Raw genomic sequence first — 23,934 nt, 5'->3', positions numbered from 1 at the left:
GCAACCAGACGCGCGGGACGACTACCATCGACAAGAATCCCTACCGCTACTGACGGCGACCCGAATCGGCGGCGCGCCGGGTACGCGCCGCCGAGCGCATCTGCGGACGACAAGCGTGTTACGCAGATGCATAAAAACCACGCTACAGCGTGATTTTTCGCCTCCCGTCGTCAAAACGCACGAGCCTCAATTAATACGCTTGACGAGAAACGTAATATCCATAGCTTGTATCACATCGCCGGTCAGAGCGAAGAAACGGGGAGAGAGAATCTTGTAACAGCAGGCCGGTCCACCGGTCTGGATGGGGGGTTTTCGATGGAACAACTGCCAGTCCGCAACACGGTTCTCTCGAACGATGCGGCTGCCTTCGCGCCTGATGCCTTCGTGACTGACGGGGGCGTGAAGCAGAAGATCTTCAACCTCGTGCCCCCGGCGTTTGTCGCCGTGATCGTCGCGTTCTGGGCCTTCGCGCCCAAGGCGCTGACCGACAATGGCTGGACGATCATGGTCACCTCCGCGCTGACCACTGTCGTCGTGCTGGGCCTCGAGTTCGTGCACGAGCGGCACGCCGGATGGCGCATGAACTGGCGCGAGTTCTTCACCGACCTGTTCTACGTCGTGCTGAGCGCCACCGTCATCTCCTGGACCGCGACCGCGCTGGCCGAGGAGCCGCTGCAGGCAGTCAAGACATCGCTCGGCATCACCACGCAGTGGGCGATGCACATGCCCTGGCTGCTGCAAGTGGCGCTGGTGGTCTTCGTCATGGAGTTCGGCCAGTACTGGATGCATCGCCTGATGCACAATTCGACGCCGTTCTGGCTGACCCACGCGCCGCACCACCACATCACCCAGCTCAACGCCGCCAAAGGCGCGGTCGGCAACCCGATCGAGCTGTTCCTGATCAGCCTGAGCGTGCTGGCGCTGTTCGACCTCTCGCCGACCGCGCTGTTCTGCGGCTTCAACATCCTGAACGTCGTGTCGACGTTCGCGCATGCCAACGTGCGCTCCGATCCGCCGCTGTTCTATTCTTTCTTCTTCACCACGATCCGCCATCACAGCCTGCATCACTCGACCGATTACGAGAGCACGCGCTGCAACTACGGCAATTCGCTGATCCTGCTCGATCGCATCTTCGGCACCTACAAGGAAGGTGAAGCCAGCGTCGTCGGGCAGGACGATCTGAGGCGCCTGTCCATCCGGGAGCAGTTCCTGTTCCCGTTCCAGCCCCTGATCGAACGGATCAGGGCAGGCCGCGGCGAAACCGCACAGCCTGCCAACTGAAAACGGCCAACCGAGCCGCAGTAATAATTCAACGCATCACGGGAGCGAACACCTCGGCGGCATTCACGGCCGAGGGCAGTGCAAGCGCGTCGGCACGACATCCGCAAAGCGATGGCCGGCGTACGAATGAGGGTCCTCACATACACACCCACCGGGCGCGACCAAGGAGCGGGCCGGGACCGGGGCACGTCAACCGAAACTGGGGAAGCACATGACTTATCGCGCGAAATTGAGAGCAGGGCTTCTGTCCGCAACCATGATTACGAGCACCGTGCTCGCGATGCCCGCCGTGGCGCAGGAAGCGCCTGCCGCTTCCGATGAAGGCGACGCCATCATCGTCACCGGCACCCGCCGCGCCACCACGATCATGGACACGCCGATCAACATTTCGGCCATCGGCGCGGACCAGATCGCCCGCCAGCGCATCAACGACGTGCGCGGCCTGGCGGACTTCACCCCCGGCCTGACCATCTCCGACACCGGCCCGCGCGGCACCGGCACGATCGTCATGCGCGGCCTCAACGCTTCGGACACTCAGACCGACGGCGCCAGCTACGACAACGCCATGGGCATCTACCTCGGCGAAGTTCCGCTCTACTATGACTTCAAGCTGCTCGACATCCAGCGCGTCGAGAACCTGCTCGGTCCGCAAGGCACGCTCTATGGCCTCGGCACGATGGCGGGCGCGATCCGCTACATCCCCAACCGTCCGAACACGGAGGAATGGGAAGGTGAGGCGCACGGCCGCACTTACGTCAAGTCGCACGCCTCCAAGCTCGGCTACCAGGTCGACGGGATGATCAATATCCCGATCGTGAAGGACCACATCGCCTTCCGTTCGTCGACCGGATACTATTACGACCCCGGCTTCATCGACTATCCGTTCCTGCTGAACGAGCCGGGCGTATCCGATCCGCAGCCGAACGGCACCGCTCGCCCGACCGGCGCGGCTTATGACGCGAACCTGCACAAGGGCAAGGATCTCAACTTCGAGAAGACCTTCACCACCCGCAACCAGCTGCTCTTCCAGACCGACGACGACTTCAAGGTCATCTTCACTTACGCCTTCCAGCGCACGAAGACCGAGGGCTCGCAGGCCAACAACGCAGGCGTCCTGGGTTCGGGCAAGTACGAGAGCGCCGCGCGCTACGCTGAGCCGATGAACCGCCGCGCGCACCTCCTGAGCATGGAGATCAACGCCAACGTCTTCGACATCGCCGACCTCGTCTGGACGAGCGCCTACACCAACGTGAAGTCGAAATCGCGCGCCGACAACACCGACCTGCTGCTCGACCTCGACTACGACTACGAACTGTTCCCTGCGTTCTCCAGCTGGAACGAGAGCTACAGCCGCCGCCAGCAGGTCAACCAGGAAGTGCGCCTCGTCTCCACGCACGGCGGCCCGTTCAACTGGGTTCTCGGCGGGTTCTACAACGAGCAGAAATTGCAGCGCGATTACGCCGAGCACGTCCCCGGCCACCCCTGGGTAAATCTGGCGAAGAATCCGGACGAACTGGAATACGTCTCCTACACCCGGTCGACGGTCAAAGAGCAGGCGATCTTCGGCGAAGGCACCTTCCACGTCACGCCGGAATGGCAGGTTACCGGCGGCGCACGCTACTTCAAATACAGCTCGGAGATTTCGGGCGCGCAGACCCTCCCTCTGCTGCGAAATCAACCGCTCAGCCCTTACGACAAGACTCCCTCGGGCGGAAAGGCCGGTCAGGACGGCTGGGTGTGGAAGTTCAACTCTTCCTACAACTTTACGCGCGATCTGATGGTCTATGCCACCTACAGCAAGGGCTATCGCATCGGCGGACCGAACACGGTCGCGCCTTGCGACAACCCGCTGCCGCCGGGCCAGAACATCTGCGCCCTGCCTGACGAACTGCAGTACGGGCCGGACTCGACCAAGACCATCGAGGTCGGTTTCCGCGCCCAGTTGTTCGACCGCAAGGTGACGTTCAACATCGACGCCTACAGCACCAAGTGGACCGGCCTGCAGGTTGCCTCGGCAACCGTTAACGGCGCCACCGGCATCATCGTCAACGGCGGCCGCGCCTTGTCGAAGGGCATCGAAACCTCGTTCCAGATCAAGCCCGTCCCGGCACTGACGATCCAGGGCAATTATGCCTACAACGATGCCCATCTGACCGAAGACATCCCCGGTGTCCTCACCATCCGCGAGGTGCCGAACGACTACAGCTTCCGCTTCGTCCAGCTCGATGCGCTGTCCGGCGACCGTCTGCCGAACTCGGCCAAGAACTCGGGCAGCCTGGGCGCCACTTACACGGTGCCGATGGGCAACGGCGAACTGTCGGCCAACTGGACGGCGACCTATCGCGGCAGCATCGTCAGCCGTCTCGGCTGGGACCGTGCCTATGGCGACAAGCTCAGCGGCTACGTCCTGCACCGCGCCTCGTTGTCCTATGACACCGACAAGTTCGGGGTCAGCGTGTTCGCAAACAACATCTTCGACAAGTACGCCGTGGTCTCGGTCGGCAACGACCGTTCGCGCATCGGCGTCAACGACGGGGTGGCGGTTCGCTACTATAGCCAGACCGTACTGACGCCGCGCGTCGTCGGCGTGGAAGCCCACATCAAGTACTGAGCATTCGGAGAGGCGCTTTCCCACAAAAGGAGAGCGCCTCTCCGACCAGATTCCCCCGGTTTCTTTGTTGCGCCGCAGCGCAATTTTTCTGTAGGCGGACGGGCGATCCGGCGCTAGTCCACCGGGCATGACAGAACCGGCGCGGGGCTCTCCGACGCCGCGAAAGGACAGCCTGATGAAGACTCGCATTCTTGCCGCGCTGCTGCTGTGCGCCGCGCCCTTCGCCATCGCCGCCACCGATCCGGCCCCCGCAGGCATCGACGAAGCCGCGATGGATACATCGGTGAAGCCGGGCGACGAGTTCTACCTCTTCTCGAACGGCGCCTGGCTGGCCAAGGCCGAAATCCCCGCCGACCGCAGCCGCATCGGCTCCCACACCGTCGCCGCCGACGAGACCGAGCGCCAGCAGACCGCACTCATCCAGAAGATCCTCGGCGCCAGGCAGAAGCCCGGCACCGACGAGGCGAAGATCGGCGACTACTGGCGCGCCTACCTCGACACCGCCGCGATCGACAAGCTGGGTATCGCCCCGCTCAAGGCCGACCTGACGCGCTACGCGGCGATCAAGGACAAGGCCGCGCTGGTCAAGGTGCTGGGCGACCAGACCGAGGCCGACCTCGACCTGTTCAACAACAACAACGACATGTCGACCGAGAACCTGTTCGGCCTGTTCATCACCAAGGCGCTCAAGAGCGACGAGGTCGTGCCCTACCTGTTCCAGGGCGGCATCGCCCTGCCCGACCGCGAATACTACGTCTCGGCCGAACCGCGCATGGTCAAGATCAGGGCCGACTACCTCAAGTATATCGCCGACCTTCTGCGCCTGTCCGGCCTCGACCAGCCCGAGGCGCGCGCCGCGCGCATCCTCGCGCTCGAAACCAAGATCGCGCAGGCCCACCCGAGCAAGGCGGAAACCGCCGACTTCACGCAAGGCGGCACCCTGTGGACCCGCGCCGAGTTCGCCGCGAAGGCCCCCGGTATGGACTGGGACGCCTACTTCACCGCCGCGCACATGCCCTCGCAGCAGACCTTCGACGTCTACAGCCCCGGCGCGATCACCGGCCTCGCCGCCCTCGTCGCTTCCGAGCCGCTGGCCGCGTGGAAGGACTGGCTGGCCTTCCACCGCATCAATGCGCAGACAGACGTGCTGCCCAAGAAGTTCGACGCGCTGCACTTTGCGTTCTTCGACACCAACCTTTTGGGCACCCCGGAGCAGAAGACGCGCGAAAAGCGGGCGCTGGCTTCGATCAACAGCGACCTCGGCATGCCCTTTGGCAAGCTCTACGTGCGCGAATACTTCCCGCCGGCCGCCAAGGCGCAGGTGGAGGACATGTCCGCCCGCATCAAGCACGCCTTCGCCCGCCGCATCGACGCGCTCGACTGGATGAGCCCGGCGACGCGTACCGAGGCCAAGGCCAAGCTGGAAGGCATGGTCGTCGCGGTCGGCTATCCCGACGTGTGGCCCGACACCTCCATGATCATCATCAAGCCGGGGCAGGCCTACGCCAACCGCATGTCGGCGATCCACGGCTACACGCTCCAGCAGATTTCCAAGCTGGGCAAGCCGCAGGACCGGGGCGAGTGGTGGATGACGCCGCAGCTCGTCAACGCGGTGAACCTGCCCGTGCAGAACGCGCTGAACTTCCCCGCCGCGATCCTGCAGAAGCCGTTCTTCGATCCGGCCGCCGACCTTGCTTCCAACTACGGCGCAATCGGCGCGGTGATCGGCCACGAGATCAGCCACAGCTTCGACGCCAGCGGCGCGGCGGTGGACGGCAACGGTATCCTGCGCGACTGGTGGACCAAGGAAGACCTCGCCCACTTCGAGGCGCAGACGCAGGCTCTGGTTGTTCAGTACGACGCCTACCAGCCGTTCCCCGACCTGCACCTCAACGGCAAGCTGGAACTGGGTGAGAACGGCGCCGACGTCGCCGGCCTCGCCGCCGCTTACGATGCCTACCGCGAGGCGCTGGGCGGCAAGGAACTGCCGGTGATAGACGGCTACACCGGCGACCAGCGCTTCTTCATCGCCTTCGCCCAGAGCTGGGGCGACAAGACCCGCGAAGGCGCGCTGCGCCGTCAGGTCATCGGCAACCCTCACGCCCCGGGCCAGTACCGCGCGCTGACCGTGCGCAACATCGATGCCTGGTACAAGGCGTTCGACATCAAGCCGGGCGACAAGCTGTACCTGCCGCCCGAAAAGCGCGTGAAGCTGTGGTGATGTGAAAAGGGCGGGAGTGGAAACAAACACCCCGCCCGCTTTATCCGTCATCCCCGCGAAGGCGGGGACCCATCTGATGCTGGTGCAACTTGCGATGTCGTCAGATGGGCTCCCGCCTTCGCGGGGATGACAAGGAAAAGGTTCAGAGCCAGCGGTTCCTACACCCCGCGCGGCGCGTGCTGGCGGTGGATGTTGCGGAACGAGCGGCTCTTGAACAGCCACTTGCCGTCGATCTTGACGCAGGTGTCCTCGTAGACGCCGCGATCGCGCATGGTGATCCCGTCCTGGTCGTAGACCTCGGAGGTGTAGCTGCGCATCACCGCGCTATCGCCGCTGACCTCGACCGAGCCGGGCCATGCCTCGAACATGATGCCGGGATAAGCCTTCATCGCCTCTATCCACATCGCGACGATCGCCGGACGGCCCTTGGTGGTGCCGAGTTCCGGATAGTCCGGCAGCGACCATTCCGCATCCTCGGCCCAGGTCGCGCCCCAGGCTTCGGAGTTGCAGCGCGTCACCGCGTCGGCATAAGTCTCAAGCAGTTCACGGATGGCGAGGCGGTCCTCGAACGGGCCGGTAAAGGGCATTTCAGCATTCTCCCAAATCGTTTCAGGCAGATGCTAGCCCCTGCTCCGGCGCGCGAAACTATGCCTTGTGCGAGTAATTACGCCCCCACCGGTCGTTCGTTCGGCCCCGGCGCCTCGTCCGGCACGGCCACCTCGATCATGCCGCCCTCGATCCGCAGCGGGAACACGCGAAGGTCCGCGTAGGCGCCGCCGATGCAACGCCCGGTCGCGGCCTCGAAGCGCGCGCCGTGCAGCGGGCACATGATCGCCCCACGCCGCACGCGGCCGGGCGAGAGCAGCGCCGCCTGATGGGTGCAGCGGTCGTTCACGGCGCGAAAGCCGTCCTCGACCTTGACGATCAGCACGCTCCAGCCGCCCAGCATGATCGCGGCCTTGCCTTCCTCGGGAAAGTCGGCCTCGGCGATGACGGAGTGGAAGGTTTCGCTCATGGTAGCCATCGTATCCAGAACTCAGATGCAAACCAGCGTCTTGCCGATGGTACGGCCTGACATGAGGTCGATGAAGGCGGCGGGCAGGTTCTCGAACCCGTTGCGCAGATTGGCGAGCGGACGCAGCTTTCCTTCGGCCACCCACTGGTCCAGCTCCGCCTGCGCCTCGGCCAGCACCTGCGGATAATCGTACGTGATGAAGCCCTGCATCTTGATGCGGTTCACCACCAGCTGCCAGAGCGTCTTGACGCCGTAAGGGTGATCGGCGTCGTTGTACTGGCCGATCATGCCGCACACCGCGACGCGCCCGTGGAGGCGCATCAGCGGCAGGATTGCTTCAAGCATCTCGCCGCCGACGTTGTCGAAATAGACGTCGATCCCCTCGGGCGCGACTTTCGCGATTTCGGCGGCGATGTCGGGCGTGGCGCGATAGTCGATCGCGGCATCGAAGCCGAGTTCGCGGATGACTTCGGCCTTCTCCGGAGAACCGACGATGCCTATCACCCGGCATCCCTTGGCCTTGGCGATCTGACCCACCGTCGAACCCGTCGCCCCGGCGGCGGCGCTGACCAGCACGGTCTCGCCCGCCTTGGCCTCACCCACCGCGAAAAGGCCCACCCACGCGGTCAGGCCGACCGGGCCGAGCGCGCCCATGTAGTGGTGGAGATCCGTGCCCGCCTGCTGGTGCACCGTCTCCAGCCCCCAGCTCTCGCCCGAGAGGATATAGTGATCCTGCCACGTGGCGAAGGCGCGCACGAACGTGCCCACCGGGTAATCCGCATTGTTGGATTGCACGACTTCGCCAAGCGACATGCCGTTGATCGGCGCGCCGAGCGCGACGGGCTCGATGTAGCTGGGCCGGTCATCCAGGAAGCCGCGGATCGCCGGGTCCACCGACCCGACCCGCATGGCCACCAGGAACTCACCGTCACCCGGCTCGGGCATCTCCACCTCTGCGAGCGTGAAGTCCTCGGGCACCGGCATCCCGTCGGGGCGCCGCGCCAGCAATATCTGTCTTACCTTTCCCATCCCCCTTGCTTACCCGCGCCGGGCCTAAGCGAAAGGCTGGTCTAAACGCTAGGTTCGTGTCTCGCGACCGAGAGGCAAACTCGCGCGCAAACAGATATGGAGCAGGATTCATGAGCATGTCCCCCGAAGCAATCGCCGAACTTGTCGATGCCCTCTACGCTGCGGCAGGCGCCGGCGACTGGGAGACGGCCAACGCAATGCTCACCGACGATTTCGTGGCCTATGAAGCTGACGCGCTGCCGATGGCCGGCGCCTATCGCGGGAAGAACGGTCTCAAGGACCTGTTCGCGAAGGCGATGGGCATGGCGGATGTCGTCGGGCTCGACCGCAGCGACCTGCTGACCGGCAAGGACAGCGCGATCGCGGTGCTGACGATGCGCTTTGCCGATCCCTCGCTCAAGCCCGCCGAACTGTGCGAGATGTTCCGCTTCCGCGACGGCAAGTGCTGCGAGATCAAGCCCTATTACTATGACCCCGCCGCTTTCCACGCCGCAGCGGCAGCCAAGGCGGAAACCGCCTGACGTCTGGTCAAGAGCGGTCAGCATGAGCCTGCCCCCGTATGAAGTGGTCGCCGATGGCTACGACTTCATCGAGGCGCCGCGCGTCTCGGCGGATGGAACGGTCTGGTTTGCGGATCTCACCGCTACGGGCGTGTACCGCAAGCGGCCGGGACACGCGGCTGAACTGATGCTGCCCGGCCGTCTGTGGGTAGGCGGGATCGTGTTCGACGACGGCGGAGACGTGCTGTGCAGCGGGCGCGGCGGCATCGTCGCGCTCGACCCGGCGACCGGCACCACGCGCGATGTCCTCACGCGGATCGAGGGCGCGCCCCTCGTCGCGGTCAACGACATGGAGGGCGATGGACGCGGCGGCCTTTTCGCGGGCACCATCGATTTCGAGGCGATCTTCGAGACCGGAAAGCCGCCTTCCCCCGGCCTGTTCTTCCACTTGTCCGGCGACGGCGAAGTCACAGTGCTGCGCCGCGACGGCGTCGCATCCAACGGCATCGCGGCAAGCCCTTGTGGGACGTGGCTCTATCACATGGAAACCACGGGCGGCATCTGGCGCTACCCGCTGCTACCGAGCGGACTGCCCGGACCTGGCGCGTTGCTCGTCGAACTGGAGGATGGCGACGGGCTGACGGTGGATGCCGCCGGAAACCTCTGGGCGGCCTGCTGGAGCACCGGACGCCTGCTGCGGTTCACCCCCGAGGGGACACTAACCGCAGAAATGCGGCTGCCTTATCCGCACGTCGTCAGCGTCGCTTTCGGGAGCACGGAGCCGGATTGGCTCTACGTCAGCACCGGCGGCAATGCCGACGCGCCACGCTCCGGCGCGGTTTTGCGCATCAAGGTGGAAGGCCCCGGCCTGCCCGGACCGACGACGCGGCTGCGCATGCTTTGCAGGGAACCCTGACCGGCCAGGTGCGCCATCACGCATTTTCCCGCCAGTCCGGCAACCGTGTCGCCCGCGCCGCATAAGCAAGCACGGGGGCATGCATGCGCGCCAGCCAATAGGCCGCACGGCGAAAGGCAGGGGACTCCAGCCCGTTCTGGAGCACTGTGGCACGGATGATCTGGCGGCCGGTCTGGCCCGCCAGCAACCTGTGATAGGTCCCCGCGTCATGGCCCGCTAGCACGCAGCGCGCCGCAAGGAAGCCGCTGCGCAAGGCGATCGCCATGCCGTCGCCGGTCAGCGAAGGGGTCATCGCCCAGCGGTCGCCCAGCAGCATGGCCGTGCTCGTGGCATGCCCTCGGGGCGGCGGGCCATAGCTTAGGTTGGCGATGGCAAGCGGCCGCTCGAACAGCGGCTGCGCGTCGGCGAGAACCCGTTGGAGGAACCCGGTGCCCCCCAGCCATGCTCGCACGCCCTGCCAGTCGCCGCCAAGCCGCGCGAAGGCATCGGCGCGCAGGACCAGGCACAAATTGGCCCGGCCGTCCTCGATCAGTTGAAGGCCCGCATAGCCGCCCTCCAGCAGCACCAGCACGATCGCTCCCGCCAGATGCCGCATCGCGGCCGGAGAGAGGCGATAGTGCATCTTGAAACCCACATGCCCGTTCGCGATGCGCGCGGCAGGTCTTTCGCCCCGGATCGGCAGCTTGCCGGTGGCGACCAGAACATGGCGCCCATGATGCTCACCGACGCTGGTGCGGGCCGTGTGTCCATCCAGCCCCGTCACGCGCACCCCGCGTTCGATGCGCGCCCCGCTCGCCGCGGCCCGGCCGATCAGCGCTTCGTCGAGGGCATGGCGACTGAGGCCCAGCGCAGCGAACGGCAGCGCGGTCTCTACCGCGCGGTCGCCCCACACAAGGCGCATGCGCTGGATCGGCACCGCGCCCAGGTCCAGCGGCTCGACTCCAAGCTGCCGCAGATGGGCCACGGCCTCGACCGACAGGAATTCGCCGCAGACCTTGTGGTGCGGCCCGGTCTCGCGCTCGAGCAAGAGCACTTCGCCTCCCCCGCGCGCGATCAGGCAGGCGGCGGCGCTGCCCGCCAGCCCGCCGCCGAGGATCAGGGCATCGGTCACCTTAGTCCTCGATCGTGAAGCGGAAGCTCTCCGCCGCCATTCCCGGACCGAAGGCCAGCGCCAGACCCGGCCCCTGCGCGCCGCTGGACAGCATCTGCGCCAGAATGAACATCAGCGTCGCGGACGACATGTTGCCCCGATCACGCAGCACCGATCGCGAAGGCGCGAGCGCTTCGGCGCCGAGGCCGAACCCCTGCTCCACCGCGTCGAGAACGGTGCGCCCGCCCGCATGGACCGCCCACAGCGCGAAGTCGTCCGGCGATCCGCCGCGCAAAAGGCCGTGCTCGTCCCCGCGCTTCGCCTCGGAAGCGAGCGCGGCCGCGATGCGGGCGGGCACTTCCCCGCCCAGATGCATATCGAACCCCTGATCGCGAATGTTCCAGGTGATGGCTGCGGCCGTGTCCGGGATGGTGACTGCCCGGAAGTCCCGTAAAGCGATGCCGCCTCCTTCCGCCGTCACCAGCGCCGCAGCGGCGCCATCGCCGAACAACAGCATCGCGAGCAGGCTCGGCAGGTCGTCGCTGCGCTGGAAATGAATGCTGCACAGTTCCAGCGTCACCACCAGGACGCGCGCGGCAGGCTCGGACCGGACGATGTGATGCGCCAGCCGCAGCGAATTCACCGCCGCGTAGCAGCCCATGAAGCCGACCACGGTGCGCTCCACGCCCGGATCGAGCCCCGCCCCCGCGACGATGGCCTGGTCGAGGCCGGGCGCCATGAACCCGGTGCACGAAGCGACGATCAGATGGGTGATCCCCTCCCGCGCGATATCGAGGCCGAGCGCCGCGATAGCATCGAGCGCAAGGCGCGGCGCATCGCGCTCGTAACGCTCCATGCGACTGCCGGTCGATGGCCATGGGCCGCTGCCATAGAAGCCTTCCGTGTCCGTGACGGTGCCGTCCTCCAGCGTCACCGGCTCGAGGAAGGAAAAGCGGCGCTCGATGCCCGAGCGTGCGGCCATGCGTTCGAACACGTGGCGCGTGCGCTCGTCAGCGATGCCGGAGATGACGAAGCGCAGGAAGGCGTCGTGCACCTCGAACGGCGGATTGGCGGTGCCGATGCGATTGATGCGGGCGATCGTTGTGGTCATGCGCGGCGGCCCACCAACACGGCGTTGAGCCCGCCAAAGGCGAAGCTGCTCGATACCAGAACCTCCGGCGCGAACGCCTGCGCTGCAAGGACGAGCGGTAGGTCGCAGTCGGGATCGGGACCGAGGTGATTGAGCACGGGAGGGGCGATTCCTTCGTTAAGCGCGACAAGGCCGAGCAGGAACTCGATGGCTCCGGTGGCGCCGATCATGTGGCCGTGGGCAGATTTCGTCGCGATGACCCGGTGATGCGCCAGCGCCGGGCCGTAGACCCGGTGCATCGCGGCCGCTTCGGCGGGGTCGTTCAGCGCGGTGCCGGTGCCGTGCGCGGAAACGAGCGCCGCAGTGTCGAATCCGATACCGGCGTCTTCATGCGCGGCGCGGATGGCGGCGGCGATGCCCTCCACGTCCGGCGCGGTCATGTGGGAGGCGTCGCTCGATGCGCCGTAGCCCGCAAGGTCGCCATAGATCCGGGCGCCGCGCTCCAGCGCGTGGCGTTCGCTCTCCAGCACCAGCACCGCGGCGCCCTCGCCCAGCACCATGCCGCGCCGATCGCGCGAGAAGGGGCGGCACGTATCGGGCGCCAGCACGCCGAGGGACTGCCAGCCCGTAAGGGAACCGCGCGTCAGACACGCCTCTGCGCCGCCGGCGATGACGACGTCCGCGCGCCCGGCACTGATCATGTGCATCGCCTCGCCAAGCGCCTGCGCCGAGGAGGCGCAGGCGCCGGAGAACGTCAGCACCGGCCCATGCACGCCGAGCAGCATGGACAGTTGCGCGGCGGGCGCCGCTACCATGGAACTGGGTATCGTCTGTGGATGGACCTTGCGCTGCCCCGCCCCGAACAGCCGCTCGTAGGCGGTCTCGATCGTGGCGTTCCCGCCGCTGCCGCAGCCGAGCAGGATGGCGCTTCGCCGCGCCAGCGACGGGTGTTCGAGCAGGCCCGCATCGGCCACCGCCTCAAGTCCCGCCTCGAGCGCGAAGGCGGAAAGCCGGTCGAGCTTCCCCAGCCGCCGCAACCGTTCCGGATCGACGGTGCCGAGCAGGGAGGGTGCGCCGGTCTCGTCATCCGCCCATGCCGCGATGCCGTCGGGCGCGGGCGGCTGGAGTGGGCGGATCGCACCGTCGCCTTTCCGCACGCGCTCCCAGTTTGCAGCAACGCCGCGCCCGAGCCCGCTCACGCAGCCCAGCCCGGTTACCAGCACGCGGGTTCTCATTGCGCGGCCGTCATTGAGGCAGGGGAACACCGATGCGGTCGAACAACTGCCGCAAGGTCATCTCCCGTGTGAGTTCCTCTGGCTGAAGTTCGATCCCGTAACGGTCCTCGAGTTCGAAGAGCATGGAAACCAGATCGATGGAGGAAATGTCGAGCGTGCCCAGCGTCTCGTCAGGCTGAAGCCGTTCGATCGGAAGTCCTGTTTCCTGCGCGATCAGGGCCAGAATATCGTCGCAGGTCATCCACGTTTCTCCTTGATGCAGGTTCAGTCGCGGCGTGAAGGTTTGGCTGGCTCTGGAATGCCGGCCCCACGCGATATCTTCGTGAGACTGCGCGCTTTTTCCAGCCCCGGCAAGTCTCGAAAGACAACAGCGATATCGCTTCAATCCGGCCTCGAAAGGTGAGATACTCGACCGGCTTTCCGGAGATGGGAACATGATCGCCTTTCGCATGACCGATGTTCGTCTGGTCGCCGTCGCCATCCTGATGCTGGCGCCGCTGGAAGCGGCATCGCAAGGTGGTCCGCCCGCAGCAGACTGGAGCCATGCCGAAACGCTGGCCGTCGAGCTTTCCAGCTTCAAGTTCGCGCCTTCCACCATCACGATGAAGCAGGGCCGGACCTACGACCTGCACCTGACGAACGTGTCGTCGGGCGGCCATGATTTCGCGGCCCGGGGATTCTTCGCGGCCGCGCAGGTCATGGACGGCGACCGGGCCAGGATCACCGGCGGCAAGGTATCGCTCGATGCCGGCCAGAGCATCGACGTCCATCTCGTCGCGCCCGCCGCCGGCAGCTACAAGGTGCGCTGCACCCACCTCATGCACAGCACGTTCGGCATGACCGGCGAGATCGTGGTTCAGTGAACGACCTGTCCACCCGGTCACGCCGGGAAGAGCAAATGGATGCATCGGACCTCGACCCGCTCATATATGCCGAGGTGCTGCGCGATCTGGCGCGGGTCAACCGCTGGACCTTCACCGCCCGCTCGACGACCGCGTTCCTGAACCGCGCCCTCGGCGAGGCCCGCTCGTTCAGCCTGCTCGACGTCGGTTTCGGCCATGGCGACCTCCTGCGCACGGTGGCGAAATGGGCGGCCGGGCGGGGGATTACCGCGACGCTCGTGGGCGTGGACCTCAATCCCGCCAGCGAAGGTCTCGCCCGCGCAGCGACACCGGCGGGGCTGAGCGTGGAGTACCGCACCGGCGACTATGCCGACCAGCCCGAGAGCTTCGATTTCATCGTCAGCAGCCAGGTCGCCCATCACATGAGCGACGATCAGCTTGGCCGCTTCCTGCGCCACATGGAAATCAGGGCGCGCAGGGGATGGCTGATCTGCGATCTCCATCGCCACCGCTTCGCTTATCACGGCTTCCCGCTGCTGGCCCGCATCATGGGCGTTCACCGCATCGTGCGCGAGGACGGGCAGCTTTCCATCGCCCGCTCGATGCGGCCCGGCGAATGGCCCGCCAGGCTTGCCGACGCGGGTCTGGACCCGCAGCAGGTGCGCATCGTCCGGCGTGCGCCCTTCCGCATCGCGATCGAGCGCACCTTTCAGCCCGGTGTCGGACGGCTGCCGGAAGGCGAGACACAATGATCACGCGCGCTCGCACGGCGCCCTGTGCATTCCGATAAATCGGGAGAGAAAACTATGCTCTCGATACCAATACAATCAATCCCAAGTCCTGCAAATCGGCCATTGTTTACAATAACGCAGTAATACTAATGCCGCGCCCATCTGGACGCCGGTTGCCGCATATGATGTATTTTCCTGCACAGGAGGCCCAACCTCACATTCCCGGCCTCACATTCTGGAAATCGTATGCCGACGCTTTCGATTTGCATTCCCACTTACAATCGCTCTGCCTGCCTGGCGGAACTGCTCGACAGCATCCTCGCAGAGAACAGCGCGGACGTGGAAGTGGTGGTCGGCGACGATGCCTCTCCCGACGATACCGAGGCGGTGGCTGCGACATATGCCGACCGCCTCGCCCGCTTCACGTACTTCCGCCACCCCGTCAACGTCGGGGTGGACGGCAACATCGCCGCCGTGGCCGCCCGCGCGACGGGAGACTACGTCTGGCTGATGGGTGACGACGACCGGATCGAGCGAGGCGGCATCCGCCGCGTGCTCTCCGCGCTGTCGGCATGGCCGGATGCCATCGCCCTCACCGTCGGCGTGGTCGACTACGACGTGACGATGCGCCGTATGACGGGCATCAGGAAGATGCCGCGGACCCAGTGCTTCACTGGGGTCGGACCGGCATTCAGCCATCTGGCGGAACTGCTCGGCTTCATCTCGGCGACGCTGATCAGGCGCACCCATTGGGCGGCGGCCGCCGCCGATCTGCGTGCCCGGGCGATGACGAACCTCTATTCGCAAGTCTACATCGCGGGCCTTGCGGTCGGCGCGAGAGGCCGCTGGGGCGTGGTCGAGGAGCCCTGCGTGGGCTTCCGGTCGGGCAACGACCAGCTCAAGCGCCGGGTCGGATGGCTGGAACGGCTGAAAGTCGATGTGCGCGCCTATGACGAGATCGCGCAGCTCCTGTTCCCTGACGATGCCCGCGTCCGCCGCGCCATGGCCCGGCGAATCTTCGACACACATGTCATTGCTCGCATCGTCAATGCCAAGACCGAAGGCACGACAGCGCGCGACGCTCTGCTGGCGGGGCTCTACCTGCTGCGCCGATACTTCGCGCTGCCGCGCTTCTGGGCTTTCGCGGTGCCGCTGCTGGTCACCCCGGGCGCAGCGGTCAGGGCGATCCGCCGCGCATACCAGGGCACGATCCGCGAATCCGGCAGCGGCCGTGCCCGCCAGTTCGCGCTCAACCCGGCAGTACGGCCGTAACGGACAAAACAGGGAGATACCGTCATCGGCCTTTTCAAGCCCATCGCGCTCAGTGCGCCCGTGGTCGACGATCCCGATGTGCCGGGGGATTTCGGTCCCTTGCGCATGATCGACGCCGCCGCGCCGGACGCGCTTTCCCATCGGCTGACGGCGTTCGCGCCCAAAGGGCGCCGGCGCCTGCTGGCCTATGAACCGCGCCTGCCCACGACCGATGCGGTGGCGCCCTATCTGCGCCAGATCGACCAGGCCCGCATGTATTCCAACCAGGGACCGCTGGTCAGGTCGTTGCAGACGCGCCTGCAATCGTCCTTCGGGCTGGTCGACGGCAGCGTCGTCACCGCCAGTTCCGGCACTGCGGCGCTCGTCGCCGCGATCATGGCGCATGCAGGGACCGCGACCGCGGAGCGCCCTTACGCCGTATGCCCGGCCTATACGTTCGTGGCGACGGCGGCGGGGGCGAGCCAGTGCGGCTACCAGCCCTATCTTGCCGACGTCTGCGAAGAGAGCTGGACGCTCGACCCGGACCGGCTGGCCGATCACCCTCTGCTCGAACGGTTCGGCGTGGTGATCCCGGTCAGCGCCTATGGCCGCGCGATCGACGTGGCGCGCTGGGCGCAGTTCCAGCGCGATACCGGCGTGAAGGTGGTCATCGACGCCGCCGCCGCTATCGAGGCCGTCGCCGACGGCGCGATGACATGCGACGCAAGAGTACCGCTCGCGCTCAGTTTCCATGCCACCAAGGCTTTCGGCTGCGGCGAAGGAGGCTGCGTCCTGTGGCCCGATCCGGCTTTGGCCGCCAAGGCATCGCAGGCGACCAACTTCGGCTTCATGGGATCGCGCAACAGTCAGAGCGCCAGCCTGAACGGCAAGATGAGCGAGTATCACGCTGCCGTAGCCCTCGCCGAACTCGACGGCTGGTCGGCCAAGCGCGCCGATTTCGGGCGCGCCGCAAGGGCCTATCAGGCAGCGTTCGCACAGGCCGGGCTGCCCGCCGAAGACCTGCTGACGACGCCGCATGTCGCATCGAACTACGTGATCCACCGCTGCACCGATGCGGCAACGGCCGAAGCCCTGCAATCGGCAACGGACCTAGCGGGCGTCGAGACGCGGTTCTGGTACGGTCGCGGCCTGCACCTGCACGACCACCTCGCCGATGCCCCCCGCGACGCATTGCCGGTCACCGAAAGCCTTTCCGGCTCACTGCTCGGACTGCCCATGGGTTCCGGGCTGGCATCGGCGGAAATCGCCCGCGTGGTGGCGGTGATCAAGACGGAACGGCTCCGCACGGCAGCCGTGGAGGATGTCCCGTTCCCGGACTGCGCTTCGGTGCCCGCTACGGCCTGAACCCGGTCAGACTGAGACGGCGACGGAGCCTTGAAACTCCGCCGCCGCCACCGTGGCCCCACCCCCCAAGGCCCGGTCCGCAAGACAATTCGCGCCCAGTGCCGCGACGCAGATCAAGGCCGCCTGATCCTGCCAGCATCGACGCTGCGCCATCATATGTCCGGCTGCGATCGCGCGGTCTCGCCACGCGGAATCCGGCAGCACGCTGCGCACCGCACGCAGCATGGAATCGACCGACAGCGGGTCGCAATAGGTCATCCCCCGCCCGCAGCGCTCCCACATCGAGGGGATGTTGGAGACCACCACCGGACAGCCGAAATGCGCGGCCTCGACTGGCGGCAGCGGGCACGCTTCGTAAAGCGAAGGGAACAGCAGGAAACGCGCGTCACGGTAGATCCGCGCAAGACTGGCGGCATCGTTCACCTGGCCCACGAAGTGGATCTGGCCCGCGACATCGGCAGGCACTTCGCATCGCGGCCGGCGCAGCACCCTGCCCGACGAGCCGACGAAGACGAAATGCAGCCCGTCCTCACGCGCAAGGCGAATGGCGGCCTCCAGCGTGCGCGCGAAATTCTTCCGGTGCGACAGCGAGCCGACGTAGAGCCCGTAGCCAGGCGGCGGCATTACTTTCCCCTGACCGGAGGATGGCACGACATCGGCGCTCCAGCCACCATTGGGCGCGACGCTTATCCTCGGCGCCGCAGCCGGAGCCAGCCGTGCCAGCCGCTCGCGCTCGGTTTCCGAAACCGTGACGATGGCGCGCGCGCCGCGCATCAGCAGCGGCAGCATCAACCGGTGACCCACACGGTACGTGAGTTTGTAGGCATGCGGATGGTCGAGAAACGAGACGTCATGGATCATCACCACGACGTCGGCCTCGCGCCCGATCAGCGCCAGCGCTGGCGCGCTGTTGCCCAGGCACAGCAGAGTACCGCTACGGGCATGGCGAGGCAGGTCGAGTTGTTCCCACAGCACCCCGGTGTGGCGACCGACCGTCTCGACCCTGATGTGATCCAGGGAAAGGGGCTGGACCCATGGTCCCGGCGGCACCAGCAGCGTTACGTCGGCGACGATACCCCCGCTGCCCAGCATCCGGTCCAGCGCGACCGTGATCTCGCGGGCCGCGCGCTGTACCCCGGTCGCCTGCTGGACGAGGAAGCGGCCATTGATGAACAGGCGGCGCGACGGTGCCGCGCCGCGCGATCGCGGAGCATGGGAAACGCCGATGCCTGGATTTGCGTCGATCAATGCCTGGCTCGCCACTACATGCCCCCATGTTGCCGCCTTGTGTCTGGCCAGACAAAATCGCGCATCCGGGCGACTGCTCCAATTGCACCATTGGGATTACCCCCAATTTGCGCAGCCGAAGCTGCTCGCAATTTCTCGAGTGAGAATGCCGAGATTAATTTGTGATTTGTCCAAATGCCAAACCCGCTATCCGATCGGATTAATCAATCATGTCCATTTGCGAGGCCGACAGAACTATGGAAACTTTCCTAAGCAATTCATTTCATCGACTTGCGGTACTTCGACAAGGATGCACACATCGTGGACAGGTCCGGACCGAAGATCGTCCCTCACTTCGTAAATAGCGTAGCCGCGCCGGACACGGGCACGCCTGCATGACCAGGCTGCAAACGCAGGTCCGCGCGGAAGATATCGCCGGTCATCACTTCGATACGGTCGTCATCGGTTCCGGCTTCGGCTCCGGCTTCTTTCTCCACGAAGCGCTGCGCCACGCGCGCACGGGTAGGGTTCTGGTGCTGGAATGGGGCGAAATCCGCAGCCATGCGGACCAGTGGGAAGACGGCAGGCAAAGCCGTATCGCGCCCGGGTCGACCTTCGCCAATACCGGCGATCATCCGTGGAACTTCACGATCGGCTTCGGCGGCGGCACCAACTGCTGGTTCGCGCAAACGCCCCGCTTCCACCCGAGCGACTTTCGGCTGCACTCGCTGTACGGGACGGCACGCGACTGGCCGTTCGACTACGCGCAGCTCGAACCGTTCTACTGCGAGGCGGAGGAGATCATGGCCATCTCCGGCGACGAGGCGATGGGCCGGGTCCTGCCCCGCTCGCGGCCCTTCCCCCAGCCGCCGCATCATCCCTCGACGCCGGACGCCCGGCTGAAACGTGCCCGGCCCGATCTCCACTTCGTCATGCCGACCGCCCGCGCCCGCGTGGCGACGGCGACCCGGCCGTCCTGCTGCGCCAACCATCGCTGCTCGCTGTGTCCGGTCGATGCGAAGTTCACCGCCAACAACGGGCTGATGGACACCTTCGAGCACGCCTCCGTCACAGTCTGCCCGGGCGCCGAGGTCACCCATCTAGACGCTTCCGGCGGGGTGGTGCGCTCGGCGCAGTTCCGCTCCGGGGGACGGGAGTTCACGGTGCACGGCGACCTTTTCGTGCTGGGCGCCAACGCCATCCACTCGCCCGCCATCCTGCTGCGATCCGGAATCGAGCAGGGGCCGGTCGGCAAGGGCCTGCATGAAGCCTACGGCATCGAGGTAGAAGCCATGCTCGACGGGATCGACAACTTCGATGGCAGCACGATCACCACAGGCCTGGACTATGGCGCCTACGACGGCCCGTTCCGCAAGACGTCCGGCGCAGCGCTGCTCTATTTCGAGAATCGCTGGAAATTCGGCTTCAGGACGGAGCCGGGCCGCTGGCGTCAGAGCTTGCCGATCGTCATCGTCGCCGAGGAACTGCCGGACGAAAGATGCGCGGTCGAGATCGATACTGACGGACGGGCCAAGGTCGTCGGCGGCGAACCTGGAGCCTATGCAGTGGCGGGCGCCGAGCGGGCCTTCGAACAACTCCCCGATATCCTGTCCGGCATTCCGGTGGAGCGCATAGAGCGCCGCTCCGTCCGGCCGACTGAAAGCCATCTGCAAGGCAGCTTGCGCATGGGCACCGACCCGGGCGATTCCGTGGTCGATGGCGGACAGGTCCATCACACGCTGCGCAATCTCGTCGTCGTGGGATCGAGCGTATTTCCGACCTGTTCGGCCAGCAACCCCAGCCTGACGGTCGCCGCCATGTCGATCCGCGCCGCGCGGCAGGTGCTGGCATGACCGAAATCACGCGCCGCACCGCGCTGGCAGGCATAGGCATTGCGGGCGTCGGCATCACCGGCGGGGTCGCGGGGCTCGTCGCCCGCGGCGGTAGCGGCGCTGCGCTGCGCGCCGTCCTCCACCGCCTGGCCGGCCCCTTCACCATGAGCGACGCCGACTTCGCCCTTTTCGCGAAGGATTTCGGCGCCCGCCACGGGTATCTGGGCTACATGGAAGCCGGGGCGCTGCACCTGCTGGAAGTCTTCGGCGGCGCCAGGTGGTTCGCGCTGCGGCAACCCGGGATCGCGGAGCGCTTCGATGCTTTCGACCGCAAGCTGCTGACGGAGTTCGTCCTCGCCACCAGGCACGACGGGTCCGACGATCCCGGCCATCTGGAGTACCACGGGCTCTTCGCGGACAACCCCTGCAGCAACCCTTTCGCGCAGTTGGGGTAAACCGTCTCCCTCCAAAGGGTTAGTGCGATGCCTCGGGCGGCGCGAAATGATGACGACTTCATAGAATTGGCTTCGGACAATTGATGACCCGATACAACGCAGTGGGCGCAGCTACGCGGCGCGTCCCTTGGTTTTCCGATTCACAAGACGGATTTTCGAAGGGGTCGATATGCACGATACTTCAAAAACCGAGCGCGACACCGTCAGGGACTGCCTTGATCGCCTCGCGCGTACCAGCGCCGACATCGACTACCGCGACTTCGCGCCCGTGTCGCACCAACTCGCCGCCACTTACGCGCGACTGGCGGAGCGTGGGCTGCCTGCCAGCACCGTCGCGGTCGCCATGCTGGGCGCTACGGTGAACTTCTACGAGTGCTTCGGACTGTCCGCCGAACTGCCCGAGCAGCTACGCGCGCTGGCCGATCTGGTAGAATACGGCAGGCCGTTGTCCTGACCATCCGCACACCGTGCCCCGCCCTACCCCTTCGGTAGCCCCCCATTCGCACCTCTTCGCCAGAGCGCTGCGATTTCATACTCTTGGCCTTGTTGCAGTGCAGTCGCGGTCGTCCGATCCGCGCCGCGGGATGCAGTCTGTCCGCAACCGGAAACAGGATCGTCCATGGAAGCCGCCGAACGATTGATGCTCGACGATCCGCGCGACGCTCAACACCTCTCGAATCCGCCAGACACCCCCGATCAGCCGGAGGAAACCATCGACCATTCCGCCGATGAAACCCCTGCGGCCGCCCGCGTCGCCATACTGAACGTCAAGTACAGCCCGAACCTGGGCGACGGGATCATCGCGGAATGCCTGGAAGGCGAATTGCGCCGCGCCCGGCCGCGCATGGAGCCGGTTTCGATCGACCTCGCCGGGCGCACCCGCTTCAGCGCCGCTCATGGGCGCCGCCGTACGACTGCACTATCGATCATCGAGCGCCTCCCGGCCGGTCTGCGTGCCCTGCTCGTTCCCGCTCTGCTGCTGGTGCTGGTACGCTATCGCCTTGCGCCGCGCTGGAAGACGGCGCTGGCCGCCTGCGACGGCGTGATCATCGGCGGCGGTGCGCTGTTCCAGGATGTCGACCAGAACTTTCCGGTAAAGATCGCCGAAGCCCTCAAGCTGACCAATGCCCGCCGACTGCCGGTGGCGATCGCAAGCGTCGGCGTCTCTGCGGAATGGTCCACCGCCGGACGCACACGGCTGGCCGAGCAACTGCGGGCGGCGCGCCTGCTGCACATATCGGTTCGCGACGACCTCTCCGCCGAAACCTGGCGCGCAACCATGGGCACGCAAGGCATCGGACCGGCCACGATCGCACCGGACCCCGGCCTTCTCAGCGCCCGGCATTACGGTACACCGAGAATATCCGGTCCGCCGCGCGTCGGGCTCTGCGTGACAGCCCCTATCGCCCTGCGCCTTCATCACGAGGGTGCCCACGACGACGGGCAGTTGGAAGCATGGATGCGCGCCGTGGCGCGCCAGTTGACGGCGCTTCGGCGCGACGTCGTCCTGTTCACCAACGGCAGTCCGGAGGACCGCCTGTTCCGCGACCGCCTGAAGGCCCGGATCGGCCGCGAGCCGGGCATCGACTTCGCCCCCGACTTCGCCGAGCCGCGTGAACTTGCCCATGCCCTGTCCGGTTTCGACTGCGTGCTCGCCCATCGCCTCCATGCCTGCATCGTCGCCTATTCCTACCGGGTACCGACGATAGGTTTTGCCTGGGACAGCAAGCTGCGCAGCTTCTTCGAACTGACCGAACGCGGCGCCTTCGTCATCGACCCGCGTGAGACGAGCCCGATGCACGTCGCCGACCTTGCGGTGACGGCCATCGAGCAGGGCGTCGACGAGAAAGTCCATACCGACCTGCTGCAAGGCGCGACCGATGCCATTCATGCGCTGACCGGCCAGCTTGCGGTGGCCGGATGATCGACCGCATCGTCATCATCAACGACCTTGCCCACGCCAAGGGCGGCGCTTCGCAGCTTGCGCTGGAGGCAGCGGTGCAGTTCGCGCGGCGCGGACAGAACGTGACACTGCTGTGCGGGTCCGCAGGCAATCCCGAACTGGAGGCCGATGGCATCGAGGTCGTTGCCCTTGGCCACGGGCGGCTGCTGGAGGGCAGCCGCGCCAAGGCGATGGTGCACGGCCTCTACAATCGCCCGGCAGCGGCGATGGTGGCGCAATGGATCGCCAGCCACGACACCCCGCGAACGGTCTATCATATCCACGGCTGGTCGCAGATCCTCTCGCCCGCGCTGTTCGCAGCGATGCGGCCAGTCCGCGAGCGCATGCTGGTCCACGCGCACGACTTCTTTCTCACCTGCCCCAATGGCGCGATGTTCCATTTCGGCCGGGACGCGCCCTGCCCCGCCACGCCGATGAGCGCGGCCTGCCTTACCTCCGCCTGCGACCGGCGCGGCAAGGTATCGAAGCTGTGGCGCAGCGCCCGGCAGGGCATCCAGAACGGCGTCATCGGTGACCAGCCGCCTCCCGTGCTGCTGATCCACGGCGGCATGGCCGGATTTTTCGCGCGCTCCGGTCTGACGGAGCGCGACATGGCGGTACTGCCCAATCCGGTCGTCCCGTGGACTCCCGAGCGCATACCCGCCGAGGAGAACCGGGGCGTCCTGTTCGTCGGCCGCATGGAAGCGACCAAGGGTATAGACCTGGCGGCCGAAGCCTGCCGCCGCGCCGGAGTGCGGCTGACCGCCATCGGCGACGGCGACATGCTTGCCGACTTGCGCCGCCGTTACCCGGAGATGGCCTGGCTCGGCCGCCGCAAGCCTTCGGAAATCGGCCAGTTCGCCCGCGATGCCCGAGTAGTCGTCATGCCCAGCCGCCATATCGAGCCGTTCGGCCTCGCCGCCGTGGAAGCTCTGTGGAGCGGCCTGCCCGTCATCGCCTCACGCGATGCGCTGATCGCGCCGGACATCGTAGCGGCGGGCGCCGGCCTTGCCGTCGATCCGCGGGACATGGGCGCCTTCGCCGCCGGTCTCGGTGCGATCTTCGCCGACGACGCGCGGGCACGCGAAATGAGCGAGAACGCGCACCGCGCCACCCGCGCCCTCGCGCTGTCCCCCAATCGCTGGATCGATGCCCTGCTCGATGGCTACGCCGGGCTCCTCGACGACGGCCGCTCCGGCCTTTTTGCGGCAGTGCGGCGCAGCGTGAGCGACGCCCCCGAAAGCCCCCCGACCGCCATCATCCTGCCATTCCGCGACCGCCGCGCGGCCGGGGGAGTATAG

22 protein-coding genes are annotated in these 23,934 nt (G+C 66.3%); 14 read left to right on the top strand and 8 right to left on the bottom strand.

Annotated elements, in window-relative coordinates:
- Positions 1–315: 315 nt before the first annotated feature.
- From ACYPYD_RS09945 to ACYPYD_RS09935, 3 genes are all read left to right on the top strand, one after another.
- Positions 316–1,281: a sterol desaturase family protein gene (locus ACYPYD_RS09945; protein WP_459662959.1), complete on the top strand. Its 966-nt coding sequence runs from the start codon at positions 316–318 to the stop codon at positions 1,279–1,281.
- Between the two features lie 256 nt (positions 1,282–1,537).
- Positions 1,538–3,892 carry a TonB-dependent receptor gene (locus ACYPYD_RS09940; RefSeq protein ID WP_459662957.1) on the top strand — a complete coding sequence of 785 codons (2,355 nt, stop codon included), beginning with the start codon at positions 1,538–1,540 and terminating at the stop codon, positions 3,890–3,892.
- A gap of 175 nt (positions 3,893–4,067) precedes the next feature.
- Positions 4,068–6,113, top strand: coding sequence for a M13 family metallopeptidase (locus tag ACYPYD_RS09935; protein ID WP_459662956.1), 2,046 nt, complete (start codon positions 4,068–4,070; stop codon positions 6,111–6,113).
- A gap of 158 nt (positions 6,114–6,271) precedes the next feature.
- On the opposite strand, the gene ACYPYD_RS09930 is transcribed toward ACYPYD_RS09935, so the two are convergent.
- The 3 genes from ACYPYD_RS09930 to ACYPYD_RS09920 all read right to left on the bottom strand — a co-directional run bounded on the left by ACYPYD_RS09930 (position 6,272) and on the right by ACYPYD_RS09920 (position 8,157).
- A complete protein-coding gene (locus tag ACYPYD_RS09930) occupies positions 6,272–6,700 on the bottom strand; it encodes a nuclear transport factor 2 family protein (protein ID WP_459662954.1) in 429 nt (142 codons plus the stop codon).
- Positions 6,701–6,777: 77 nt separating this feature from the next.
- Complete coding sequence (locus ACYPYD_RS09925; RefSeq protein ID WP_008830733.1) at positions 6,778–7,128, bottom strand: Rieske (2Fe-2S) protein; 351 nt, start codon at positions 7,126–7,128, stop codon at positions 6,778–6,780.
- A gap of 21 nt (positions 7,129–7,149) precedes the next feature.
- Positions 7,150–8,157 carry an NADP-dependent oxidoreductase gene (locus tag ACYPYD_RS09920; protein ID WP_459662953.1) on the bottom strand — a complete coding sequence of 336 codons (1,008 nt, stop codon included), beginning with the start codon at positions 8,155–8,157 and terminating at the stop codon, positions 7,150–7,152.
- A gap of 110 nt (positions 8,158–8,267) precedes the next feature.
- On the opposite strand from ACYPYD_RS09920, the gene ACYPYD_RS09915 reads away from it, so the two are divergent.
- Together ACYPYD_RS09915 and ACYPYD_RS09910 are read left to right on the top strand one after the other, a co-directional pair.
- The gene (locus ACYPYD_RS09915; RefSeq protein ID WP_231958278.1) at positions 8,268–8,678 is read left to right on the top strand and encodes a nuclear transport factor 2 family protein; all 411 of its coding nucleotides are present in this window, start codon (positions 8,268–8,270) and stop codon (positions 8,676–8,678) included.
- 22 nt (positions 8,679–8,700) lie between these two features.
- Positions 8,701–9,573 carry an SMP-30/gluconolactonase/LRE family protein gene (locus ACYPYD_RS09910; RefSeq protein ID WP_459662951.1) on the top strand — a complete coding sequence of 291 codons (873 nt, stop codon included), beginning with the start codon at positions 8,701–8,703 and terminating at the stop codon, positions 9,571–9,573.
- A gap of 16 nt (positions 9,574–9,589) precedes the next feature.
- On the opposite strand, the gene ACYPYD_RS09905 is transcribed toward ACYPYD_RS09910, so the two are convergent.
- The 4 genes from ACYPYD_RS09905 to ACYPYD_RS09890 are packed head-to-tail and all read right to left on the bottom strand — an operon-like array spanning position 9,590 to position 13,229.
- Positions 9,590–10,684: an NAD(P)/FAD-dependent oxidoreductase gene (locus ACYPYD_RS09905; protein WP_459662949.1), complete on the bottom strand. Its 1,095-nt coding sequence runs from the start codon at positions 10,682–10,684 to the stop codon at positions 9,590–9,592.
- A 1-nt stretch (position 10,685) separates the two neighbouring features.
- Positions 10,686–11,774: a type III polyketide synthase gene (locus ACYPYD_RS09900; RefSeq protein WP_459662948.1), complete on the bottom strand. Its 1,089-nt coding sequence runs from the start codon at positions 11,772–11,774 to the stop codon at positions 10,686–10,688.
- Positions 11,771–12,988 carry a beta-ketoacyl-[acyl-carrier-protein] synthase family protein gene (locus tag ACYPYD_RS09895; RefSeq protein WP_459662947.1) on the bottom strand — a complete coding sequence of 406 codons (1,218 nt, stop codon included), beginning with the start codon at positions 12,986–12,988 and terminating at the stop codon, positions 11,771–11,773. The genes ACYPYD_RS09900 and ACYPYD_RS09895 overlap by 4 nt, the downstream gene beginning before the upstream one ends.
- A gap of 10 nt (positions 12,989–12,998) precedes the next feature.
- The gene (locus ACYPYD_RS09890) at positions 12,999–13,229 is read right to left on the bottom strand and encodes an acyl carrier protein (protein ID WP_008831589.1); all 231 of its coding nucleotides are present in this window, start codon (positions 13,227–13,229) and stop codon (positions 12,999–13,001) included.
- A 208-nt stretch (positions 13,230–13,437) separates the two neighbouring features.
- Between ACYPYD_RS09890 and ACYPYD_RS09885 the strand changes: the two genes are divergently transcribed.
- The 4 genes from ACYPYD_RS09885 (at position 13,438) to ACYPYD_RS09870 (ending at position 17,177) form a co-directional block, all read left to right on the top strand.
- Positions 13,438–13,851: a cupredoxin domain-containing protein gene (locus ACYPYD_RS09885; protein WP_459662946.1), complete on the top strand. Its 414-nt coding sequence runs from the start codon at positions 13,438–13,440 to the stop codon at positions 13,849–13,851.
- 35 nt (positions 13,852–13,886) lie between these two features.
- Positions 13,887–14,582: a methyltransferase domain-containing protein gene (locus ACYPYD_RS09880; RefSeq protein WP_459662945.1), complete on the top strand. Its 696-nt coding sequence runs from the start codon at positions 13,887–13,889 to the stop codon at positions 14,580–14,582.
- 225 nt (positions 14,583–14,807) lie between these two features.
- A complete protein-coding gene (locus ACYPYD_RS09875; protein ID WP_459662944.1) occupies positions 14,808–15,833 on the top strand; it encodes a glycosyltransferase family 2 protein in 1,026 nt (341 codons plus the stop codon).
- 60 nt (positions 15,834–15,893) lie between these two features.
- Positions 15,894–17,177: a DegT/DnrJ/EryC1/StrS family aminotransferase gene (locus ACYPYD_RS09870; protein ID WP_051586774.1), complete on the top strand. Its 1,284-nt coding sequence runs from the start codon at positions 15,894–15,896 to the stop codon at positions 17,175–17,177.
- Positions 17,178–17,183: 6 nt separating this feature from the next.
- On the opposite strand, the gene ACYPYD_RS09865 is transcribed toward ACYPYD_RS09870, so the two are convergent.
- Positions 17,184–18,425 carry a glycosyltransferase family 4 protein gene (locus ACYPYD_RS09865; protein WP_459662943.1) on the bottom strand — a complete coding sequence of 414 codons (1,242 nt, stop codon included), beginning with the start codon at positions 18,423–18,425 and terminating at the stop codon, positions 17,184–17,186.
- 374 nt (positions 18,426–18,799) lie between these two features.
- On the opposite strand from ACYPYD_RS09865, the gene ACYPYD_RS09860 reads away from it, so the two are divergent.
- The 5 genes from ACYPYD_RS09860 to ACYPYD_RS09840 all read left to right on the top strand — a co-directional run bounded on the left by ACYPYD_RS09860 (position 18,800) and on the right by ACYPYD_RS09840 (position 23,934).
- On the top strand, positions 18,800–20,257 hold the full coding sequence (locus ACYPYD_RS09860; protein ID WP_459662942.1) for a GMC oxidoreductase: 1,458 nt from the start codon (positions 18,800–18,802) through the stop codon (positions 20,255–20,257).
- On the top strand, positions 20,254–20,691 hold the full coding sequence (locus ACYPYD_RS09855; protein WP_008828445.1) for a hypothetical protein: 438 nt from the start codon (positions 20,254–20,256) through the stop codon (positions 20,689–20,691). The genes ACYPYD_RS09860 and ACYPYD_RS09855 overlap by 4 nt, the downstream gene beginning before the upstream one ends.
- 169 nt (positions 20,692–20,860) lie before the next feature.
- Positions 20,861–21,145, top strand: a complete 285-nt coding sequence (locus ACYPYD_RS09850; protein WP_008828446.1) for a hypothetical protein — start codon at positions 20,861–20,863, stop codon at positions 21,143–21,145.
- 165 nt (positions 21,146–21,310) lie between these two features.
- The gene (locus ACYPYD_RS09845; protein ID WP_008828447.1) at positions 21,311–22,615 is read left to right on the top strand and encodes a polysaccharide pyruvyl transferase family protein; all 1,305 of its coding nucleotides are present in this window, start codon (positions 21,311–21,313) and stop codon (positions 22,613–22,615) included.
- Entirely contained in the window at positions 22,612–23,934 is a 1,323-nt protein-coding gene (locus tag ACYPYD_RS09840; protein ID WP_459662941.1) for a glycosyltransferase family 4 protein, read from the top strand. Before ACYPYD_RS09845 ends, ACYPYD_RS09840 begins: the two co-directional genes overlap by 4 nt.

The organism is Novosphingobium sp. 11B, assembly GCF_054589055.1.
Note: the sequence above shows the minus strand (reverse complement) of the source record. Positions and strands in the feature narration are given on the sequence as shown.

Coding starts and splice junctions, on each gene's coding strand:
- ACYPYD_RS09850 (WP_008828446.1), top strand. CDS start 20,861: ATGCACGATACTTCAAAAACCGAGCGCGACACCGTCAGGGACTGCCTT.
- ACYPYD_RS09890 (WP_008831589.1), bottom strand. CDS start 13,229: ATGACCTGCGACGATATTCTGGCCCTGATCGCGCAGGAAACAGGACTT.
- ACYPYD_RS09855 (WP_008828445.1), top strand. CDS start 20,254: ATGACCGAAATCACGCGCCGCACCGCGCTGGCAGGCATAGGCATTGCG.
- ACYPYD_RS09860 (WP_459662942.1), top strand. CDS start 18,800: ATGACCAGGCTGCAAACGCAGGTCCGCGCGGAAGATATCGCCGGTCAT.
- ACYPYD_RS09845 (WP_008828447.1), top strand. CDS start 21,311: ATGGAAGCCGCCGAACGATTGATGCTCGACGATCCGCGCGACGCTCAA.
- ACYPYD_RS09875 (WP_459662944.1), top strand. CDS start 14,808: ATGCCGACGCTTTCGATTTGCATTCCCACTTACAATCGCTCTGCCTGC.
- ACYPYD_RS09920 (WP_459662953.1), bottom strand. CDS start 8,157: ATGGGAAAGGTAAGACAGATATTGCTGGCGCGGCGCCCCGACGGGATG.
- ACYPYD_RS09945 (WP_459662959.1), top strand. CDS start 316: ATGGAACAACTGCCAGTCCGCAACACGGTTCTCTCGAACGATGCGGCT.
- ACYPYD_RS09930 (WP_459662954.1), bottom strand. CDS start 6,700: ATGCCCTTTACCGGCCCGTTCGAGGACCGCCTCGCCATCCGTGAACTG.
- ACYPYD_RS09885 (WP_459662946.1), top strand. CDS start 13,438: ATGACCGATGTTCGTCTGGTCGCCGTCGCCATCCTGATGCTGGCGCCG.
- ACYPYD_RS09910 (WP_459662951.1), top strand. CDS start 8,701: ATGAGCCTGCCCCCGTATGAAGTGGTCGCCGATGGCTACGACTTCATC.
- ACYPYD_RS09925 (WP_008830733.1), bottom strand. CDS start 7,128: ATGAGCGAAACCTTCCACTCCGTCATCGCCGAGGCCGACTTTCCCGAG.
- ACYPYD_RS09915 (WP_231958278.1), top strand. CDS start 8,268: ATGAGCATGTCCCCCGAAGCAATCGCCGAACTTGTCGATGCCCTCTAC.
- ACYPYD_RS09840 (WP_459662941.1), top strand. CDS start 22,612: ATGATCGACCGCATCGTCATCATCAACGACCTTGCCCACGCCAAGGGC.
- ACYPYD_RS09895 (WP_459662947.1), bottom strand. CDS start 12,988: ATGAGAACCCGCGTGCTGGTAACCGGGCTGGGCTGCGTGAGCGGGCTC.
- ACYPYD_RS09940 (WP_459662957.1), top strand. CDS start 1,538: ATGATTACGAGCACCGTGCTCGCGATGCCCGCCGTGGCGCAGGAAGCG.
- ACYPYD_RS09880 (WP_459662945.1), top strand. CDS start 13,887: ATGGATGCATCGGACCTCGACCCGCTCATATATGCCGAGGTGCTGCGC.
- ACYPYD_RS09935 (WP_459662956.1), top strand. CDS start 4,068: ATGAAGACTCGCATTCTTGCCGCGCTGCTGCTGTGCGCCGCGCCCTTC.
- ACYPYD_RS09900 (WP_459662948.1), bottom strand. CDS start 11,774: ATGACCACAACGATCGCCCGCATCAATCGCATCGGCACCGCCAATCCG.